Origin of the sequence: Maridesulfovibrio spiralis (SeqCode), assembly GCF_048571135.1 — a bacterium.
In the GTDB taxonomy this organism is placed as follows: domain Bacteria; phylum Desulfobacterota; class Desulfovibrionia; order Desulfovibrionales; family Desulfovibrionaceae; genus Maridesulfovibrio; species Maridesulfovibrio spiralis.
Genome location: NZ_CP182344.1, coordinates 1,431,575 through 1,452,167 on the forward strand (window position 1 = coordinate 1,431,575; position 20,593 = coordinate 1,452,167).

A 20,593-nucleotide genomic window follows, 5' to 3' on the forward strand; every position below is an offset into this window, starting at 1 on the left:
ACGAAATGCTAGCCGCTAAGCTCCGCAGCAAGACGCTCAAGCAGGGATTCTACGTGTTCCTTCACTTCGGCCAGCTGTTCAGGCGATGAAGCCTCGAAACGCAGAGTCAACGCTGCCTGAGTGTTAGAAGCACGCACCAGTGCCCAGCCGCCTTCGAAAACAACACGGACACCGTCAATGTCCAGCACTTCATACTCCTTAGCCAACTCTTCGGCAGCCCTTTCCACCAACTCGAATTTGATTTCTTCCGGGTATTCAACTCGCAGTTCCGGGGTGTAGTAAGTCTGAGGCCATTCGGACCACATTTCGGATACCGGGATATCAGTCTGGGAAAGGATCTCCAACAACCGCAAAGCGGAATATAAACCGTCATCAAATCCATAGAAGCGGTCGGCAAAAAAGATATGCCCGCTCATCTCGCCGCCCAATCCGGCCCCCGTCTCAATCATTTTAGCCTTCATTACCGAATGTCCGGTACGAGCCATGAGCGGCTTGCCGCCATGCTTGGCAACATCTTCAAAGAAAAGGTGGCTGCATTTTACATCGGCAACCACAGTCTCACCGGGCTTGCGGCCCAGCATTTCACGGGCATAAACCGCAAGTAAACGGTCACCGGGCACGAGATTGCCCTTCTCATCCACAGCCCCGATGCGGTCGGCGTCACCGTCAAGACCGATACCGACTTCCGCCTCATGTTCGACTACGGCTTTGAACAAATCTCCCATGTATTCGGCCACTACCGGATCAGGGTGGTGGTTGGGAAAATCGCCGTCCGGTTCGCAATACTGGGGGATAACCTCAGCCCCGGCCTGCTGCAGCAGTTCAAGAGCAATATGCCCCCCTGCTCCATTGCCGCCGTCCAGAACAACTTTGACCGGACGCTTGAGCTTTATGCCGGAAAGCAGGTCCTCAATGTAATACGGAACAATGTCATGGTAGGAAGCTACGCCGTTTCCTTGTGCGAAATCACCGGACTCCATTATGTTGTAGATCTGCTGGATATCATCGGTATGGATGGTGGTCTCGCCACCCCAGACTTTGAAACCGTTGAAATCCGGTGGATTGTGACTGGCAGTGATCATTACCCCGGCTTTGTAGTTGAGCTTTTTGGCTGCAAAATAAAAAGCGGGAGAAGGAACCAGATTCAGGAAAAGAACATCCACACCACTGGAATTCAAACCCCTGCCCATGGCCTGCTGATAAGCTGGAGAACTATGGCGACAGTCGTGACCTACCACGGCCCGGTCCCAGCCCTTTGAACGAAACCATGTTCCACAGGCCCGGCCCAGACGCTCTACCCATTCTTCATCAAAATCCTGATCTACAATTCCACGAATATCGTAAGCCCTGAATATTTCCTTCCTGATTTCTTTCATATGACCTCTCCGGCAGCATAAATTTTGATTTAAAAAGCAGATAAAAGGTAATTTAACATGTGTCAAAACTTAGGGCCAAAAGTACATAATTTTGCCCTAACAGCTTTTAGGGTTTTATCTTTAGCGAGAATTGATATAATCTGTACATATTTATTAATGCGTCACAGGTAAACGAATAACTCCCACTCGCTAGATTGCTGAATACCCCTGCGGAAGTTATTATTTCATTAACACACCGGCCCGCGTATCCGATTTTCCTTGATATGTCGGTCCATCTCACCTATCAAATTTACATGAACTGGGACTGGGACAAATTATCCGAACAACGGCAGAGGAATAAAGGCGGTGGGGGTGGAGCTCCGAAACCGCCGAATGTGGATGATATTAACTCCACGATCAAAAAACTCCGCGGAACCGGCTTGCCGGGCGGAAAATTTATAATCATCGGCATCATCCTGCTCTGGTTTCTTTCCGGAGTATACATTGTAGAACCGGATGAAGTCGGCGTGGTAACCAGATTCGGTAAGTATGTGGACACCACTACACCCGGACCTCATTACCACCTTCCGATTCCCATTGAATCGGTCATGAAGCCTAAGGTTACACAGATCAGACGTGTGGAAGTGGGTTTTCGTTCCTATGGCTCTTCGCGCTCCTTTACTCAAGGTCAGTCGCGCAACGTGCCTGAGGAATCCCTCATGCTGACCGGTGACGAGAACATCGTTGATGTTCAGTTCATCGTACAATACCAGATCAAAGATCCGGTTAACTACCTGTTTGAAGTCAGCAACCAGCCTAAAACCATTCAGGATGCTGCTGAAGCGGCCATGCGTGAGATCATCGGTAAGACCAAGATCGAACTGGCCCTGACCACAGGTAAGCTCCAGATTCAGACTGAGACCAGAGACCTGCTGCAGGATATTGTGGATCGCTACAAACTCGGCGTGAACGTACTGGCAGTGCAGCTGCAGAACGTACATCCGCCGAACGAAGTTGTTGACGCTTTTAAAGACGTTGCATCCGCACGTGAAGATAAAAGCCGTTACATCAACGAAGCGGAAGCATACCGCAACGATATCCTGCCCAAAGCACGAGGTCAGGCTGCGGTTATCCTGAACAAGGCTGAAGCCTACAAGGAAACCAAGATCCGCGAAGCTGAAGGTCAGGCCAAGCGCTTCATGGCAGTTTACAAGGAATACCTGAAGGCCAAGGACATCACAGTGAAGCGTCTGTATCTGGAAACAATGCAGAACATTCTCGCTAGTCCTGATGTCAAAAAGGTTATCCTCTCTGACGACGCTGCAAAGAAAGCACTCCCCTTCCTCTCTCTTGACGGACAGGGACTGCCCATACAAACCGGTAAAAAATAGGGGATAAACACATGAGTTTACTCAAGAAAAGTTCCGCTCCCCTGGCAATTCTAATTATTGTTGCCGTACTGGGGATTGCGCAGAGTGCATACATTGTAAAGCAGACCGAGCAAGCCATCGTGCTCCAGCTCGGTAAACCCAAATCCGGGCCAATGGGACCGGGGCTGCACTTCAAGCTGCCCTTTGTCCAGAACGTGATCTACTTTGATTCACGCCTTCTGGAATACGATGCCCGCCCGGCTGAGATTCTGACCAAAGACAAGAAAAACATGGTCGTGGATAACTACTCAAAGTGGCGTATTGCAGACCCCTTGTTGTTTTACCGCACCGTGCGTTCCATTCCCCGAGCGCAGGCTCGGTTGGATGATATCATCTACGCGGAACTCCGTGTTGCCCTTGGTCGCTACACCCTGATCGAAATCATCTCCAGTGACCGTACTTCCATCATGGAAGAAGTGAGCCAGACATCCAATACCCTGCTCAAGCCTTACGGCATTGAAGTTCTTGATGTTCGCATCAAACGTACTGACCTGCCGCCTGAAAACGCCCGTGCTATTTACGGACGTATGCGTGCAGAACGTGAACGTATGGCTAAGCAGTACCGTTCACAGGGTAGTGAAGCAGCCGCCCGCATTACTGCACAGGCTGACAAAGAAAGAGCTATCACCCTCGCGGATGCAAATCTCAAAGCTGAAATCCTGCGCGGTGAAGGTGAAGGTATAGCAACCAAAATCTATGCTGAAAGCTTCGGCAAGGACCCAAGATTCTATGAATTCAAAAAGTCCCTCGAAGCATATGAGGCAGGACTCAAAGAGAACACAAAGTTGATCCTCTCTCAGGACAACCCGTTCTTGAAGTATATGAAGTAGTTGAGATAGAAACTCGACACGAGCTAAATAAGCCCGTAGTATCTTTCATGATACTACGGGCTTTATTTTTTCTGGACTGCAGAAAACAAGTTGCGAAGCTTATTAAACTTTTTTGAAGAATCCAGAGAAACTTTTTACACAAATCCGCAGGAAAGCGGCTTTGACCGATACCTGAAAGCACCGCCCCGAAGGGCCGCCGGAGGCATATCAGATGAAATACACACACCTCATTGTCGGGGCCGGAATTACCGGCTGTACCATTGCCAGACGCATTGCTGAAGACTTGGGCGAGAAAGTTCTGGTCATCGACAAACGCGACCATATCGGCGGAAACTGCCACAGCCACCTCAATGCTGAAACAGGCATTGAAATCCACAGTTACGGGACCCATATTTTCCACACCAAAGAAAAGCGCGTTTGGGATTTCCTGAACCGCTTCACAGAATTCAACAGCTACCGTCATAAAGTAGTAACAACTTATCAGGACCGCACCTTTCACATGCCGGTCAACCTGCAGACCATTAATTCTTTCTTCGGGATCAGCCTTAAGCCGCATGAGGTCGAAGATTTCATCAAGAGTAAAAGTGAACTGGAAAACATCTCCGATCCGCAAAACCTCGAGGAAAAGGCCATCAGCCTGATCGGACGCGAGTTGTACGAAGCTTTTGTGAAGGGCTACACCCTCAAGCAATGGGAATGCGATCCCAGAGAACTGGACGCATCCATCATCACCCGGCTACCCTTCCGCCACACTTATGAATGTGACTACTTCACCGACCGCTATCAGGGACTGCCGTGGAAAGGATACGCGAAACTTTTCGAACACATGCTGAACCACGGTCTGATCGAAACAAGGTTGAACACCGATTTCTTCGAGCTGAAAGACGAACTCCCGCAGGACTGCAAAGTCTACTACAGCGGACCGCTGGACCGTTATTTCGATTACCGCCATGGGGAGCTGACATGGCGTTCCCTGCGCTTTGAATACCGGGTGGAAGATGTGCCAGACTATCAGGGAACCTCGGTCATGAATTATGCCGATATCGACGTGCCCTACACCCGCATCCACGAATATCAACACCTGCACCCGGAAAGGGAAAACAAAAGCGGCAGAACCGTCACTGCGCGCGAATTTTCCATGAAATGGACACAGGGTGAAGAACCATACTACCCGGTCAACACCGAAGAAGACCGCAAGAGACTGGAACTATACCGCAAGGAAGCAGAAAAACTTGATAGCACCCATTTTCTGGGCAGGCTGGGACAATACAAATACTATGACATGGATAAGGCGGTGCTTACCGCCCTTGAATTCTGTGACCGGGAATTAAGCTGAGCCCCACTCTCAAATGAGACAGCACTATTTCTGATCATTAAATCAATAAATTACGAGAATTTTTACAGCATTTCCAGGGAATTTCCGGTCTTTTTCTATACACAGCATAAAGTTATATTAATAATATGACGATATCAACTATAACTCGACCGCTATAATTATGCTGCTGGAGAATAAGATGACTGACGCGATATCCCCTTGGGGCTTCAAAAACATTCATATTTCGCAAGATCCGGTTGATCCTTTACGCCCTCTTAAGCAGGGCCAATATACCCACTTTCAGAAAAAGAACGACATTGTCGATGTCTCAGATGAAGCGCAGCTCCTTGCTAAAGATGATACAAGAAAACCGACAAAGGAAGACCACTCATGGGCAACTTTCGGTTTCTCGGATGGACAGTTCAAACTGGATAACGGCAACCGCCAGATTGTCTCCATAGAAAATTCCGAACTGAAAATCGAAGAATATGACGAGAACAATAAACTCGTCAGAAAAGTAGAAGGCAGCCTGACCAGCGAAGGGGCTGTTCTGAACACCCAGATATTCAACAAGAACAATGAAGTCATTCAAGAAATAAACACACAATTTGAAGGCCTTACAACCGGAAAGAAAAGCTCGGCCAAAGTTTCGAGGTCTGTACAGTGGTTTGAGGACGGTCAGGTAAAACGCACCATGGAAGATTCCATGCTTCTCAAATCAAGCTACAGAAGTCTGGACTCGGTCATTTCCTATGGGACCAAAAAAATTTCAGACGATTTTGAATCACTAGTAGCAAAACAGACTCAGGATTCGCACCGCACCAACTACAAAGCCGCCATTGTTGAATACAACAACGGAAAGAAATCAAAAGAAGTCCACATCAAACAGGGTGGAGACTTTGTTAACCATACCAACAAAGATTTCGTGAAAAAAAACGGCATGGACGGCAAGACGACCATCGAAATAGGCCAGCATAGTTCCCTGAAAATAGACACTACAAACTACGGTCTTGATGGAAAGGTTCTGCGGCAGGCCCATTGGGATGAATCTTTTTCCGATTCAGTTGACTCCACAGGGGGTATTTTAAAGCAGGGTATGGACGTCTCCTGGTATAACGACGGTGAGCTGGTTAAGGAAGAGCACAGCTCAGCAAAAGTTGAGGAGACAAAAGCATCTAAGCTTCCGAAGAGGCCCAATATGCTTGAGGTTCTCGGCATTACTGAAGGGGATTACACCCGCGGAAAAACCCCGAAGTCGGCATCACAGATTATGGCTGCTCCTTTAATGGACAGTTCCGCCCGTTCTGCATTTTTTGTTGATAACGTTAAAAATCATGCGGCAAAGGGTCATTACAATACTGCTTCCATGGTTGAGAAAGACAATGTGGCGGACAGGCCTTATGATTTACAATGGTCCAGCGCAACTTATAGAGACGGCAAAATTGTTGCCAAACAGCATGATACTGAGAAAGCCCGCAAGAACCCTCTGATGCATGGCCTCGAATTCTGGACTGGTCGCGGTCTTACTGAATCGGATGTACCGGCAACCATCAAAAGCTCCTCACACTCCGACACCAGCTATGAAAACGGCCGGGAGAAAAATTCTGCGGTCACAAATATCAGCGAGAGCGCAAACTTGAATCACAATGGCCCGGATGACATTACAACCAGTGTGCATGGGGTGCAGAAGATAGGTTTCCAGTCCACAGAGATCAACAAAAAGATTGATGGCAGGATTGAAGAGGCTGACACAGATCTTCATGCTGCATCAAAGAGAATTTCGAAACTGGAAGGGCAGCTGCTCGATGATACGCTCTACACATTCGGCCAGCTGGACAAAGATAATCCGGCCCCAAGACAAAGTGAGTACCATTTTCGTCTCGAAACAGATTATTGATCAGCAGAGGCAGAAAACTGCGGCGGCATGGGCCAGATACACCGCCCAACAACAAAAAGTCCAATCAGCGGCATGCTGATTGGACCTTTTGTTTGAATTTTTAAAGACGGTCGGGGCATCAAAATGCCAAAGACTCCAAAATAGAATTGGAAACCAACATGCCGTTCTTGGTCAAACGCAGATACCCGGCACTCATACGCAACAACCCGTTTTTATGTAAGGCACTGATGACCTGCCCTTTTTCTTTGGTCAGGTCGCGTCCGGTGAGATCTTTGTAATCGGAAAGTTTGAGTCCCTTTGTGGTCCGCAGGCAAAGCATGATAAGTTCCTGCGCCTTGATTTCATCGGTAAGTTCCTCAAAATCTTCCCCGGCAAAACCACCGCGCACTGCGGCGTCATACTCGTCCATGTAACGCGGGTTGGTAAATCTGCGGTTGCCGATTGTGGACACTGCGGAAGGACCTAAACCGAGATAATCGAAACGGTCCCAGTAACCCTGATTATGGCGGGAGATAAACCCCATGCGCGCGAAGTTTGAAATTTCATACTGAATAAAGCCCATAGACTCGAGATATTCTGCCCCGTAGATGAACATGCGGGCCTGCTCGCCCTCAGGCGGCAGTTCCATTTCCAAATCTTCGGCCCGCTGTCCAAAAACAGTACCCGGCTCGATGGAAAGCCCGTAGCAGGACATATGTTCCGGCTTGAGCTGAACCACAGCTTTCAATTCATTGTTCCAGTCCTTAACCTTCTGGCGCGGTAATCCCCAGATCAGGTCGATACTGATATTCCCGAATCCGGCCTTACGGGCCATATAGTAGGATTCAGCAGCCTGCCTTGCGGAATGCGGACGGCCAAGAGTCTCAAGGTTGCGATCATCCAAAGACTGGAAACCGAGACTGAGACGGTTGATACCCATATCGTAAAGGGCTTTGAAATATGAAAGGTCGTTGGCGGAATCGGGATTGGCCTCAAGGGTGATTTCCATGCCCTTGGTGAACGTGAAATGCTTGCGCAGGGCGTCCATGATCAGCTCAAGCTGAAACGGTGGAATCAGGCTTGGTGTACCGCCGCCGAAATAGACCGTTCCTATTCTGGGATTCTTGAGCCGATTGCCCCAAAGCTCAATCTCGGCAAGCAGGGTTTTCATATACCATGCAAAATTGACCTGCTCGAAAGGCTGGGAATGAAAAGCGCAATAGTGGCATTTGCGCTTGCAGAAAGGCACGTGAATGTAGAGCAGGAGATTTCTGGCCTCACTGCCATCTCCGCGCAGCAGCGGGGCATTGAAAAATGCTGAGGGCATTCCCATTAATAGAAATCCTTTGAATTGGGATGCGCTACGCGCTATTTGACGAAAAGATTTCGCCTCCGGCGGCCAAAGGAGCTAAGCCCCTTTGGAATCCCTATTAGTTGAAAAACTTTAAAGCTACCTGCTGACCCAGAGAGCCGCACCTTCCAACTGCTGGAGGAGCTTTACGCTGAGCGAGCGGGGAAAGAGCTTTTCAATTGCGGTCTTGTCATGCACGCCTCGTCCTGCAGCAACAGCAGCATAAGGCTTCTTGGCGACCTGCTGCAAAATGGCTTTCACAACATCATCACTATCGACGATAATTTCCTTGATGCGCTCAGGGGCAATGCCATTTGCAAGAAGATGCTCACGGGTAATTTCAAAAATGTCTTCCGCTGTGGCCGCACCCTTCTCTTTGGAATCATGCACATGAAGCATGGCTATCTCATGATCGGGATTGTCGTTGAGCATGAAGCCGACATGATCCGTAATCCTTTGCGATGGCGCATCCTCGTCCACACAAAGCAGGACATCCTTACGCGGAATCTCTTCCGGGCATTTGCAAAACCAAAGCGGAAAGTCAATCTCTTCCCAGATGACCTTGCTGCCCACGCTGTAATCGAAAAATTCTTCAACAACGGACTGGGACTGACGCCCCAGAATTACCGCGTCGTACATACCCTTGTGCCCTTCCTGCACAATCTCACGCGCAGTATTACCCCGGGAATGCATACTCTTAATATCAATCTTGCTTTCTTCGCAGAAACTGTGATCGATAAACCACTTCCGGGTATCTTCAAGTAACTGGCGTCCCCTGGAAAGAGCCCCCTTGCTCCATGAGCTTTTCGGCGGGGCAACGTTGAAGAGAGTCAAACGTACATCACAGGGAGAGCTGAAAAAATTCTTTATAAATCTGACCGCATATGAAGCCGTGCTATCTGCACGCACACAAACCAGAAGATGCTTTTCCATGTTCACCTTATCCTGTTGATGTCAAAGTATAGAAAAAAGCAGCTATGCTACTTTTAATTACAGAACCTTAGTATAAGATAACCATTGCAAAAAAATTTAACAAGCTAAGATTTTTCCAACTCTTTTTCATAGCGCTCATTTTCACTGAACAGGCAACCGCAGTACTGCTGACGGTAAATGCCCATTTCCTTGGAGCGTTCAATGCCTTCTTTCCAGCCTTCGCGGAAATCGTAGTAGTAAAATTCACACTTGCTTTTCCCGGCCATGTCTTTTCCCAACCCGGCAATGCGCTCATGCTGCTGGAATTTGCTGTACAGCAGGGTCGTGGTATAAAAATCAAACCCGCCCCGCTTAGCCAGAGAAAGGGTCCGTTCCAGACGGTCGGCATAACAATGAAAACAGCGGTTGGCTTCTCGAAAGGCAGCATTGCGGAACCATTTCTTGGAGTCATATTCATCCAGCCTGCCGATGACCTTCACATTCATCTTCTCACAGACCTCAAGGAAACCTTCCCGCCGACGCAGGTATTCCTGCAAAGGGTGGATATTCGGATTGTAAAAAAAAGCAGAAACCTCAAAGCCCTGATCACGCAAAGCATCAATAGTGGTGATAGAACAAGGACCACAACAGGCATGGAGTAAAATTCGTTTGGAAGACATGTCAGTGACGCCTTAACGCGCTAAGAGCGAAGCTTACTGAAAGGTTTTGAAAGGATGGGGTCTGGGGAAGGAAAACTTTTGCAAAAGTTTTCCTTCCCCAGCCGCCGGAGGCAAAAAACTATTCTCCCCACTGAATTTCGATGTTAATCTTTGTATCAAACATCTTTTCATACTGGAGAATCGCATCCCGCTTATGGTTGAGCAGGTAAAGTGCCAGTTCTTCTTCGGCCTCGTAGACCAACGGGGATTCCGCATTAGGTCTACGCAGCATGCGGTAAATATCTTTGATAGCCTGCATAGCCTGCCATTCCATATTACGACGGATACCGGTCCCATCACAACAGGGGCAGGATTCGGTGGAAACAGCGATAGCGGATGATCCCAGACGCTGCCGGACCAACTCCATCAGTCCGAAACGAGAGATCCGTCCGACATCGGTACGGGCACGGTCCCCTTTCAGCGCAGCGCGCATGGTCTTTTCCACTTCACGGCAATGCTTGGGGTCCTTCATTTCAATGAAGTCAATCACCACCTGACCGCCGAGGTCGCGCAGCTTGAGCTGGCGGGCGATCATTTCAGCACTTTCCTTGTTGGTCTTAAGCGCCATTTCCTTGAAGTTGCGCTCACCGCCGATTTTACCGGAGTTGATGTCGATTGCGGTCAATGCTTCGGTCTGATCGAAAACAAGACGTCCACCGGAAGGCAGGTTTACCTCACGACCATAAATCTGCTCGATCTGTTTAACCAGATTGAACCGCTCCCAAAGGGATTTGTCGGTATCGGAGTGCAGCTTGACCAAGTTGGAACGGCGCGGAAAAGAGAGTGTGGCCAGCTTCTTGACCTGCTCAAGGGTTTCCTGATCATCTACCCAGATTTCCACTACGTCGGAAGACAAGTAGTCGCGAACAGCACGGGCAGCCAGTCCCATTTCCTCATAAACGAGGGACGGAGGCTTGGCGTCCTGCCCTTTTTCGCGGATATCGTTCCAGAGGCGGGTCAGAAATTTAAAATCACGACGCAGGGCGGATTTACTCTGGCCCTTGCTCGCGGTACGCACGATAACACCAACACCGTCACCGGGATTGACTTCATCGATCAACTCTTTGAGTCTATCGCGTTCTTTTTCATCTTCAATCTTACGGGAAATACCAATCTGCTCACGTCCGGGAGTAAGCACGAAATAACGACCCGGAATGGATAGATAGGATGAAAGGAAAGCACCTTTTTTGCCGGTCGGCTCTTTAACCACCTGCACAAAAATTTCCTGTCCCGGCTTCAGAACTTTCTGCAGCAGGGGGTAACGGTGTCCTTTCTTTAATTTATATGCCCCCTGATAGTACTCGGGGTGCACTTCATCAACCTGCAAAAAGCCGTTTCGTTCGGCCCCGTAGTTGATGAAAGCCGCCTGAAGAGCGGCATCAATGTTATGGATGTAACCTTTGTAAATGTTACCTTTGGTCTTGGCCTGATGGAGCATTTCAACATAATACTCAATGACCTGACCTTCCTGAGTCAGCGCGACTTCGACCTGTTCGCCGGGCAGTACGCTGATAAACATTTTCTCTTTTTTCTTCTGTTTTTTACCTGTCATTTTTTAGTCCAAAGAAAAGTTATTAAATTTTCCCCGGACCCAGAAGCTTAATTCATGATTCTCCGTCAAGCCTGCAATCGTAATATATATCATTTCCAGTTTGCCTGACGTGCAGTTTACCGCTTTTTTCCAGCTCCTCAAGCACCTGCTCCACCCTCTCCAAGGGAATCGCCAATGCTCCGGCGAGCTGTTGCGCTGTCTGCGGTCTGCGCATGATAGAAGCCTGAATCCGGTCAAATGCGTGGGAATATTCGCCCTGCACATGGGCTGTAACATCCGCACCGCTCCTTCTCTTTGCGCCGGTATCCGGTCCGCAATCCCTGTCTTTGCAGGGCGCGGCATCAAGAACCTTTTTCCAGCGGCCTATGGTCTCAGTATCAACCGGACCGGCCTTATCCAGAGTACCTGGACGCGAAAGAGTAACCACATCAATGCGGTCCGGGGCCAGATCGGAACAAAAATCTTTCATCAGAGAGAGATTTTCATCCGAATCATTGTATCCCCGTGAAAGGAGCACTTCCAGAAAAATCTTACCACTGAACTCCTTGCGGAATTCGATCAGGGCTTTGGCAATCTCCGTGGGGTCAGTACCCTTGCACGGTCTGTTTATGGCCCTGAATTCCGAAGCAACAAGGGAATCCATAGAAGGAAGCACAACATCGGCTTCCAACAATTCCTTTCTCACTTCGGGGTCCGTCATGGCGGTCGCGTTTGTCAGCACGGCCACAGGCATAGACGGGAAAAGTTTCTTTATACCGCGAATTATTTCGGGCATTTCCACGTTGAGAGTAGGCTCTCCCAGCCCCCCCAGGGTAATCACTTCGGGCAGTTCATGCCCCTCCTGCTTCCATTTATCCAACTCATCAAGGATATCTGCCGCGGGAACATAAACATCGCGCTTTGCAGTCAGCAGGTCAGTCTTGCCCACTTCGCAATATACACAATCCATGGAACAAACCCTGCTCCCAAGCAGGTCCAGCCCCAATGAACGCCCTATCCTGCCGGAAAAAACCGGCCCGAAGACATAGCTATAACCCATAACGGCCTCATCAAGAAGCAAAAAAAGTAATTAATTTTGATACGCTTCGCGCTTTTATCAAAAAGATATCGCCTCCGGCGGCCAAAGAGGATAATCCCCTTTGGAATCCCTAATAGTTAAATCTGGGCTTGAACCAAAGAGTGGCCCAGCCGGAATTCCAACTGTGATTTTTGCGGGAGATGTGTAAAAATAGCTGCGCGAAGAGAAATTTCATTCAATGCGGTAGTTAAGCACTTATTCTTAAATGTCAAAAAACTCAAGCTGTATGTTTATGTTAAGGACTCATAGAAAGAGCTAGATGCAAGGCACAAAATACACACTGGAGCGATGCGTATCCAAATATAGGTGCGCTTCATTGTTTTTCGCAGCACACCACAGGCGTAAGATCTTGTAAGCTTTCAGATTTGCTAACAATTCAAATTACGCCGCAGACGGTGCTTTATATGAGTCCTTGACTTTATGCGCTTTCGTCCGTAATCGGGCCATAGATCATTTCAGGAGGAAGTCTAATGCTTGAAGCTGGACAACTAATTTTGCTCGTTAACCCCAAAGGCAAGCGCTACCTGCGCACACTCAATGCCGGGGAAGAAATACATACACATGACGGCATGATGTATACCGATAACATCCTCGCCGCCGGGTACGGGAAGACTGTAGAGACCCATCTGGGCCACAAATACCAGCTCCTTAAACCCACAATCTATGACATCATCAAGGGTCTCAAACGCCAGACCCAAATCATGTACCCCAAAGAGATCAGCTACCTGCTGCTCAAACTGGGTATCGGTCCCGGAACCCGCGTTGTTGAATCCGGCTCAGGCTCCGGCGGTCTGACCACCGCACTGGCCTACTACGTCGGTGATACCGGTAAGGTATACACCCACGAAAAACGTCCCGAATTTTACAAGCTGGTCCGCAAAAACCTCGAATGGGCCGGTCTTGCGCACCGCGTTGAGCAGTTCAACCTGAACATCGAAGACGGCTTCCTCGCCAGCGATTGCGACGCCCTCTTCCTCGACGTACCCAACCCTTGGGACTACCTGCACCATATCCCGAAAGCAGTAATCCCCGGCGCAATGTGCGGCTTCCTGCTGCCGACCACCAATCAGGTCAGCGAGCTGCTCAAAGCAATGGAAAGCGCGCCTTTCGAAGAACAGGAAGTCTGCGAAATCCTGGTACGCCGTTACAAGCCCATCGCAGAACGACTGCGCCCCGAAGACCGCATGGTAGGCCATACCGGATACCTCGTCTTCGCCCGCAACATGGCCGGATGCGAAATGAGCATTGAGCCGCCCAAGAAAAAGCGCGAAAACCGCGGCAAGCCCGCAGCGGATAAATATCATGTTGATAGAAAAGACATGATTCACGCTAAAAAAGACGTTCCCGAAGCAACCGAAGCTGTCGAAGAAAAGAAAGCTGAATCTTCCGATGAGGAAAAGGCTGAATAGCTTTTAGGTTTTGGGATTAATATGGAATTGGAAAGCCGGGTCTCCGTTTGGGAGTCCCGGCTTTTTTTGTAGCATTTCAATTAGTCTACCCCACCATATCCAAAACCCCACGCAAACTCTTCAAAACATACCCGGCAATCAATTCAATAAAATCGCCCTTCTCATTCTCAAGATTGCACTTTTCCAATGCATTGTAATAAGCAAGTCGACTCTCAGTATCCCCGGCAATGTTGACGACAAGATAGCCGCGCTGCATCAGAATTAAATTCATTACCAAACGGGCAGTACGGCCGTTTCCGTCTATGAAGGGATGGATTGTAGCTATGCGCTCGTGCATTTCAGCTGCAAGCACAACTGGGTGCAGGATCGGCTCTTGCTCGGTATACCACGCCAGCAACTGCTCCATCAAAACAGGGACCTGCCACGGCTGAGGGGGGATGTGGCGGCTACCGGAAATAGCCACCGGGACATTGCGGTATATGCCTGCATTCTGACGATCAATGCCTTGCAAAATGATCGCATGGATATCCTTGATTATTTTATCTGATATCTCTGTCTTCGAAAAAGAAATCTCGCGGATGTACTGGATGGCTTCGTAATGATTTACAGCCTCCAGATGTTCCTGCATGGACTTGCCGCCGATGGTCAGCCCCTTGTTGATGACAAGGTCTGTTTCGCGCAGGGTCAGGGTGTTACCTTCTATGCGGTTACTGTCATAGGTATATTCGATATTCAGGGCATCAATGATCTGCGAACTGACGGAATCGCGGCATGCATCAAGCTGAGCTTTACGCTCATCAATTTCGCTCAATAACGCTGTCAGAGATTTGGATCTAGGGTAATCAGTAGGCATAGTAACTCCTTTAGCACAAAGTAATTACTTCGCATATGACGGTCAATCTGCAAAACAAAAAGCCCCGGCACGCATCCGCACCGGGGCTTTCCAATATTCAATAAACCGAAATAAATTTAATCCTCGTAGACAATCAAAGCCCCGGCAATAACAGCACACATAGGCTCCTCACTTCCGCTGACACCAGCGATACAAGCATCAAGCCAACCGTTCTTCAGTTTATCGGTATCAATCCCGTATCCCGAATTATCTGCCAATAGAAACAAAAACTCACGAAGCGCACGCCCGTTACCTTCTCGAAACGGATGTGCCATATTCATCTCAACCATGTAGTAAGCTGCCCGATCCACAAAAACATCCAGCTCACAATCCTGAAGGTAATTTTCATCTTTCAGCTCAGACAACAGAGCAGACATTACGGATTCAATATGACGCGGATTCGCAAAGAGAGTTGCTCCCTTACTTATTGAAACATCTCTTTCTTGCCCCGCCCAATCATAAACATCCTGAAATATGTGTTGGTGAATGTTTTTTAAGTGCAGATAATCAAACGCTCCTTCCGGCATATCTTCCAACATCCGGTTGGCAACAGAAAGGCGCTCGAATTGATCAAGCGCCTCTTGGTTTCTATGTCCGCCTTTGTTCCTAAGGACGGACGATTCTTCATATGTATATGCGTCTCTATGCGCGTATCGCATGGGCATGTTCAGGGAACCGTTCTTTCAAAAGATTAGTACGCTCCTCTAAAGAGCACCCCCTTTGAATGCATTCTTCAAAGACAGCCATTTCTTCCGCGGACAAATGCAATCCTTCAATAGCTAAGGAAGCTTTTGCGTGCGTAAGGCGACGGCGTAAAATATCCTTTTTGTCTTTAGGCCGTTTGGCTGTGGCGATAGTGTATTTTGATGTTTTAATCATAAAAAAATAATAATCCCTGAAATACAAAAAGGCAACAGCTACTATTTTCAACAACCTAACGAATATGCCGATTAATAGCATCCTCATCCTTGCGACGCTGCACTTCATGGGCGACAACGGCGGGAACGCAAACCATGCCTACCGGGTTGAAGATGGTACGCAGGGACTTGGCGAGCACCAAGGCTACCGGGATACCGACAATTGAGATTGCCAGACCTACGATCTGACAGATCGTTATCAGCGCGAAGATGATGCCGAAGGGAATCCATAGAATCATGATGATTGTGGAATAGGCCTCCCACGCAAGGTTGCCCTCTACATTGAGGTCATCCTTGGAAACCATGGACCAGCTGAATGGCGCGAAGAGGAATTTGCTATACTGAATCAAGCCCAAACCCAGCGGGGAAGCTACTACGGTCAATGTCAGCAATGAACCGAGCAGGAAAAACATGATTGCGTTGATGAATCCGAAAAACGGGAAATACCATAATATGTTTCCGAGAGTTCTCATTTTTACTCCTGATTATTAAATCTCTGCAATTGTCTGCGAAAACGCATGGACGACATCTGCTTAATCTCTTTTTCCCCTTATCCTGATAAAACTTCAAGTCCTTTGTTAACTAGATAACAAAACCCCGGCACGCTAACGCACCGGGGCCTAATAACCCAGAAACCAAATCTACTTAGACCATTCCCTGATCCTTTCAATTTCCTGCTGATCCACATTTATGTGTTCCAGAAAAGCCTGATGTTTTTCAGGGTAAAGCTTTTCAAAAGCCTTGTGCCAGTTATGCATATCTGCGTCGCTGAATCCTGCCTCACGAAACACTTTTGTCCATTTTTCCTTGTCCATCTGCCTGCTCCTGATCATGTTCTGCAACCATGTGGCCTACATGGTAGCGTTTTATATTAATCTGCAGATTTCAACGTTTATTTCATGCGGGCGATGTAAAACACATATCCCAGAGAATCATGATATTTGCGCATGATCTCCATTTCCTTTTCATTGCAATCCACAACGGTCTGCGCTTCGGCGGAACGGTTGTGCTTTTCCATGAATGCCGGAATTGAATCCTGCAGTTGCTTGTAGAACACGTCCCACCAATCGGACTGCGGGATTAGGAAATGCTTTACAACTTCAAAGCCCTGACGTTCCAGAATGGCAATATTTTCGACTGTGGATTTCATTTCCGGGTAACCTTCATTCCAGAACGCAGCGGCCTCTGCCGGACGCTCGTCCGCTGTCCAAGTCATTTCGCTAAGCGCGATCCAGCCACCCGGCTTGAGAAATTCCTTCCACTTGGAAATGCCGTTCTCAAAACCCATCAAATAGATTGCACCTTCGCTCCAGATAAGATCGAACGAACCGGGTTCATAACCCAACTCATTCATGTCGCCCTGCTGCACTGTGATGCGTTCGGTAAGTCCCGCCTTTTCCACATTCAACAACATCTTATCCAAGGCAACCTGCCAGTTATCCACAGCAATGACCTGAAAATCAGTTTCCTCGCAAAGGGCAACTGTCTGCAATCCAGTTCCGCAACCAACATCAAGCACCTGCGCTTTTTGCGGCAACCCGCTTACCTGCGCCAAGGCCCGTTTGGTTGTTTCGTTGCTGCCCGGTCCGAGTCTGGGTAGTGTCGAGAAGAAGTCATAAAAAATTTCCATATATCTTTCGCTCGCTTTTTGTATTTTCTGTATCCGTTGTGGTCCTGCCGACCATTTGCGGATCAGCCTGATTTCATCATCAGGAATATGCAAATATTCCAAGAACTGCTGGTGTTTATCCGGGTGGGTACGCTCAAAAGCCTTGTGCCAGTCTTCCATGTCCTTTTCGCTGAATCCTGACGAGCGCAACACTTCGACCCACGCAGCCTTGTCCAGCTGTGCAGACTTCACGTCCGGGGAACTCTTCAATATCCCGGAAATAAACTCCCGCTGTTCATGCAGCGAGGCAATCTCCGCATTCAGCTCCTTGAGCCGCTCTTCCAGCACCCCGGTTATGCCACTGACCGGAGAATCAAGAATAACCTTAATCTCCTTCAAAGGAATCCCCGCCTTGCGGTAATGGCAAATCAGGGCCAGCCGCTTTTCATCCTGCGCACCATATGAACGGTATTCACCTTTCATGTGCTTCGCAGGTGACAACAGCCCAATGGAATCGTAATAGAGCAAAGTGCTGCGTGAGAGGCCGTATTTCTTCGCCAGCCGCCCCACTGTCATACCCGATGATGTCTTAACCATATCCAAATCTCCATAGCTATGTGATGAACCTAACATGAACTGTGAAGTTGTAGACAGGTCAACACAAAAAGACCGCAATATCTTCAAAAGATATTGCGGTCTTCATTGCTAGACAGATTTAGAAAAGCTACACGGCGAAGCCTATTAAAAAAGTTTGGGATTCTTAAACCCTTTTCAAAGGGTTTGAGGCCCCCGGCAGGGATCGCCGATAGGCATTAAGCCTTTGCGTCAGCTTCGTCTTTAGCGCGGATCTCGGCACGTTTGATCTTGCCGCTGATGGTCTTGGGCAGTTCTTCAACGTAATCGATGATACGCGGGTATTTGTAAGGCGCGGTGACCTTCTTGACGTGGTTCTGCAGCTCCTTGGTCAACTCTTCGCCACCTTCGTAACCGGGAGCGAGAACAACGGTAGCTTTAACGGCCTGACCGCGAACATCGCAGGGCACGCCTGTTACAGCGGCTTCAACGATGGCGTCATGGGTGATCAGTGCAGACTCAACTTCGAAGGGCCCGATGCGGTAACCGGAACTCTTGATCAAGTCATCGGTACGGCCGAGGAACCAGTAATAACCGTCTTCGTCCATCCATGCCTTGTCACCGGTCTGATAGTAACCGTCGACCATGACATTTTCGGTCTTCTGAGGCTCATCAAGGTATCCGGTAAACAGCCCTACGGGGCGGGGATCGAGCTTGACGCAGATCTGCCCTTCTTCACCGGGAGCGCAGAGGTTCCCTTCGGTGTCGATAAGAGCAATATCCCAGCCCGGACAGGGCTTGCCGATGGAACCCGGTTTGGGCTTCATGTTGGGGAAAGTTGCGATCTGGAGCACGGACTCGGTCTGACCGTAACCTTCATAGAGGGGCAGCCCGGTTGCTTCCTTCCATGCTTCAAATACGGAAGCATTAAGCAGCTCACCAGCAGTGGTGCAGTGAGTGAGTGCGGAAAGATCGTACTTCGAAAGATCTTCGCGGATCATGAAACGGTATACTGTGGGCGGTGCGCAGAAAGAAGTAACCTTGTTGTCTGCAAGTACGCGCAGCAGTTCGGCTGGTTCGAATTTACCACGAAAATCCCAGACAAAAACAACCGCACCGGCCATCCACTGACCGTAATATTTACCCCAGACAGCCTTGCCCCAACCGGTATCGGCGAGAGTCAGGTGCACATCACCCGGCTTAAGATCATGCCAGTAAGCACCGGTCACATAGTGGCCCAGCGGGTAATTGTGGGTGTGCTCAACCATCTTCGGCTGCCCGGTGGTGCCGGAAGAAAAGAAAATCAGCAGGGAATCATCTCCGCCCGCGCAATCTGAAGGACGGGGGAAAGAATCGGAAGCTTCATCACAAATGGCTTCAAAATCAAGCCAGCCATCGTGCAGGCCGCTTTCGCCAGCCTGAACCACAACTTCAAGGGAAGGACATTTCTTCTGCGCTTCATCAACGCGGTCAGCCACAGAATCTTCGGCGATGATGCCTTTGATCTTGGCGAAATTCACGCGGAACTCAATGTCTTTCACTGTAAGCAGGTTCGGGGAAGGAACAGGAACCGCGCCGATCTTGTGGCAGGCCAGCATGGACACCCACCAGTCGATACGCCGGTAAAGGATGATCATGATCCGGTCGCCTTTTTCAACTCCGGATTTACTCAATGCGTTGGCCAGACGGGATGACTTTTTAGAAAAAAAGTCGAAATCTTTTTCAGTGCGGGTTCCGTCGGGGCCGATGTGAATCATTGCCAGACGCTTGGGATCGGATGCGGCAATCTCGTCTACGCAATCAAAGGCAAAGTTGTAATTCTCGGGTACTTCAGTCTTATATTCGGCACAGAACTCATCGTTAGAACCGTATTTCTGCTTTTCCATTTTCTTATATCTCCACGGAGGATGCACTGCATCCCATTGCTTTTGGTTGACGTTAAATCCTCAAATGTAAAACCGAGTTTTTACCGCAGGCCGCTGGTGTACGCATAACAACGACACGCACACTTCAATTGGCGACCTGCTAGAGAATGACGTCCAGCATGCGTGCAGATTTGCCATCAAGACCGCGCAGGGCGTGGGGAGTGTTGGAATCAAAGTACAGGGAATCGCCCTCTTCAAGCTCCAGAACGGAATCGTCGAGCCTGAGTTCCAGACGTCCTGCAAGTACGTAAATAAATTCCTGCCCGCGGTGGGTGGTAAAATTCATGTCCACAACCTCTTTGGAAGGAACTTCAACCATAAAAGGTTCCATGCGGCGGCCTACGAAAGTAGAAGCGAGGTTCTTGTAATCATAGTCCTTGCGGCGGTCGACATTTAGTCCCTTGCCGCTACGCACCAGCGCATAGTTAGTCAGATGGGCTTCGCTGCCGGAGATCAGCACAGTAAGGCTGACTCCGCAAAGATGAGCCACATCCATCAGGTAACTGACCGGGATCTCAACTGTGCCGGATTCATACTGCGCGGCACGTTCCGGGGTTACGCCTGCTTTCTCGGCAAGCTCTTCCACACTCATGTCCATTGCATCGCGAAGGCCCGCAAGCCTCGGTGCAATTTCCTTGTAAGCCTGATCATTACTCATGATATCTCCTGTGGTGGGGTGCCTCCGGCGGCTGGGGAAGGGGAGAGAAAACTTTGCTAACGCCCAAAGATTTTCTCTCCCCTTCCCCAGACCCCATCCCCTCTCTTTCAAAGACGTTTTGGTTATGCTTCGCACATAGCTCAAAAAAACACCTTCGAAAAACAAATGGCGAAGCCCTGATAAAAGGTTTTG

19 protein-coding genes are annotated in these 20,593 nt (G+C 49.0%); 5 read left to right on the forward strand and 14 right to left on the reverse strand.

Annotated features, from left to right (window positions below; genetic code table 11):
• Nucleotides 1-8 precede the first annotated feature (8 nt).
• Nucleotides 9-1,376 (reverse strand): phosphomannomutase/phosphoglucomutase, encoded by a 1,368-nt coding sequence (locus tag ACNI29_RS06425; protein ID WP_419781373.1) that lies wholly within the window; start codon nt 1,374-1,376, stop codon nt 9-11.
• A gap of 293 nt (nt 1,377-1,669) precedes the next feature.
• On the opposite strand from ACNI29_RS06425, the gene hflK reads away from it, so the two are divergent.
• From hflK to ACNI29_RS06445, 4 genes are all read left to right on the forward strand, one after another.
• Nucleotides 1,670-2,746: an FtsH protease activity modulator HflK gene (hflK, locus tag ACNI29_RS06430; RefSeq protein ID WP_419781374.1), complete on the forward strand. Its 1,077-nt coding sequence runs from the start codon at nt 1,670-1,672 to the stop codon at nt 2,744-2,746.
• Nucleotides 2,747-2,757: 11 nt separating this feature from the next.
• A complete protein-coding gene (hflC, locus tag ACNI29_RS06435; RefSeq protein ID WP_419781375.1) occupies nt 2,758-3,615 on the forward strand; it encodes a protease modulator HflC in 858 nt (285 codons plus the stop codon).
• Nucleotides 3,616-3,826: 211 nt separating this feature from the next.
• Nucleotides 3,827-4,951 (forward strand): UDP-galactopyranose mutase, encoded by a 1,125-nt coding sequence (gene glf / locus ACNI29_RS06440; protein WP_419781376.1) that lies wholly within the window; start codon nt 3,827-3,829, stop codon nt 4,949-4,951.
• A gap of 178 nt (nt 4,952-5,129) precedes the next feature.
• Complete coding sequence (locus tag ACNI29_RS06445) at nt 5,130-6,827, forward strand: hypothetical protein (protein ID WP_419781377.1); 1,698 nt, start codon at nt 5,130-5,132, stop codon at nt 6,825-6,827.
• 118 nt (nt 6,828-6,945) lie between these two features.
• On the opposite strand, the gene hemW is transcribed toward ACNI29_RS06445, so the two are convergent.
• The 5 genes from hemW to ACNI29_RS06470 form a co-directional block, all read right to left on the reverse strand.
• Nucleotides 6,946-8,139: a radical SAM family heme chaperone HemW gene (gene hemW / locus ACNI29_RS06450; RefSeq protein WP_419781378.1), complete on the reverse strand. Its 1,194-nt coding sequence runs from the start codon at nt 8,137-8,139 to the stop codon at nt 6,946-6,948.
• A gap of 117 nt (nt 8,140-8,256) precedes the next feature.
• A complete protein-coding gene (locus ACNI29_RS06455; protein ID WP_419781379.1) occupies nt 8,257-9,090 on the reverse strand; it encodes a universal stress protein in 834 nt (277 codons plus the stop codon).
• A gap of 104 nt (nt 9,091-9,194) precedes the next feature.
• Entirely contained in the window at nt 9,195-9,749 is a 555-nt protein-coding gene (locus ACNI29_RS06460) for an epoxyqueuosine reductase QueH (protein WP_419781380.1), read from the reverse strand.
• A gap of 118 nt (nt 9,750-9,867) precedes the next feature.
• Nucleotides 9,868-11,340 (reverse strand): Rne/Rng family ribonuclease, encoded by a 1,473-nt coding sequence (locus tag ACNI29_RS06465; protein ID WP_419781381.1) that lies wholly within the window; start codon nt 11,338-11,340, stop codon nt 9,868-9,870.
• 52 nt (nt 11,341-11,392) lie between these two features.
• On the reverse strand, nt 11,393-12,379 hold the full coding sequence (locus ACNI29_RS06470; RefSeq protein ID WP_419781383.1) for a radical SAM protein: 987 nt from the start codon (nt 12,377-12,379) through the stop codon (nt 11,393-11,395).
• Nucleotides 12,380-12,888: 509 nt separating this feature from the next.
• Between ACNI29_RS06470 and ACNI29_RS06475 the strand changes: the two genes are divergently transcribed.
• The gene (locus ACNI29_RS06475) at nt 12,889-13,827 is read left to right on the forward strand and encodes a tRNA (adenine-N1)-methyltransferase (protein ID WP_419781384.1); all 939 of its coding nucleotides are present in this window, start codon (nt 12,889-12,891) and stop codon (nt 13,825-13,827) included.
• An 85-nt stretch (nt 13,828-13,912) separates the two neighbouring features.
• Here the strand turns inward: ACNI29_RS06475 and ACNI29_RS06480 are convergent, their stop codons facing one another.
• The 8 genes from ACNI29_RS06480 to ACNI29_RS06515 form a co-directional block, all read right to left on the reverse strand.
• On the reverse strand, nt 13,913-14,680 hold the full coding sequence (locus ACNI29_RS06480; protein WP_419781385.1) for a Fic family protein: 768 nt from the start codon (nt 14,678-14,680) through the stop codon (nt 13,913-13,915).
• Nucleotides 14,681-14,796: 116 nt separating this feature from the next.
• Complete coding sequence (locus tag ACNI29_RS06485) at nt 14,797-15,378, reverse strand: Fic/DOC family protein (RefSeq protein WP_419781386.1); 582 nt, start codon at nt 15,376-15,378, stop codon at nt 14,797-14,799.
• On the reverse strand, nt 15,362-15,649 hold the full coding sequence (locus ACNI29_RS06490; protein ID WP_419781387.1) for a hypothetical protein: 288 nt from the start codon (nt 15,647-15,649) through the stop codon (nt 15,362-15,364). Before ACNI29_RS06490 ends, ACNI29_RS06485 begins: the two co-directional genes overlap by 17 nt.
• Before the next feature lie 4 nt (nt 15,650-15,653).
• Nucleotides 15,654-16,109: a YccF domain-containing protein gene (locus ACNI29_RS06495; protein WP_419781388.1), complete on the reverse strand. Its 456-nt coding sequence runs from the start codon at nt 16,107-16,109 to the stop codon at nt 15,654-15,656.
• 168 nt (nt 16,110-16,277) lie between these two features.
• Nucleotides 16,278-16,451, reverse strand: a complete 174-nt coding sequence (locus tag ACNI29_RS06500) for a MerR family transcriptional regulator (RefSeq protein ID WP_419781389.1) — start codon at nt 16,449-16,451, stop codon at nt 16,278-16,280.
• A gap of 77 nt (nt 16,452-16,528) precedes the next feature.
• Entirely contained in the window at nt 16,529-17,842 is a 1,314-nt protein-coding gene (locus ACNI29_RS06505) for a methyltransferase domain-containing protein (protein WP_419781390.1), read from the reverse strand.
• A gap of 215 nt (nt 17,843-18,057) precedes the next feature.
• Nucleotides 18,058-19,704: an AMP-binding protein gene (locus tag ACNI29_RS06510; protein ID WP_419781391.1), complete on the reverse strand. Its 1,647-nt coding sequence runs from the start codon at nt 19,702-19,704 to the stop codon at nt 18,058-18,060.
• Nucleotides 19,705-19,843: 139 nt separating this feature from the next.
• Nucleotides 19,844-20,401: a helix-turn-helix domain-containing protein gene (locus ACNI29_RS06515; protein WP_419781392.1), complete on the reverse strand. Its 558-nt coding sequence runs from the start codon at nt 20,399-20,401 to the stop codon at nt 19,844-19,846.
• Between the last annotated feature and the right edge of the window lie 192 nt (nt 20,402-20,593).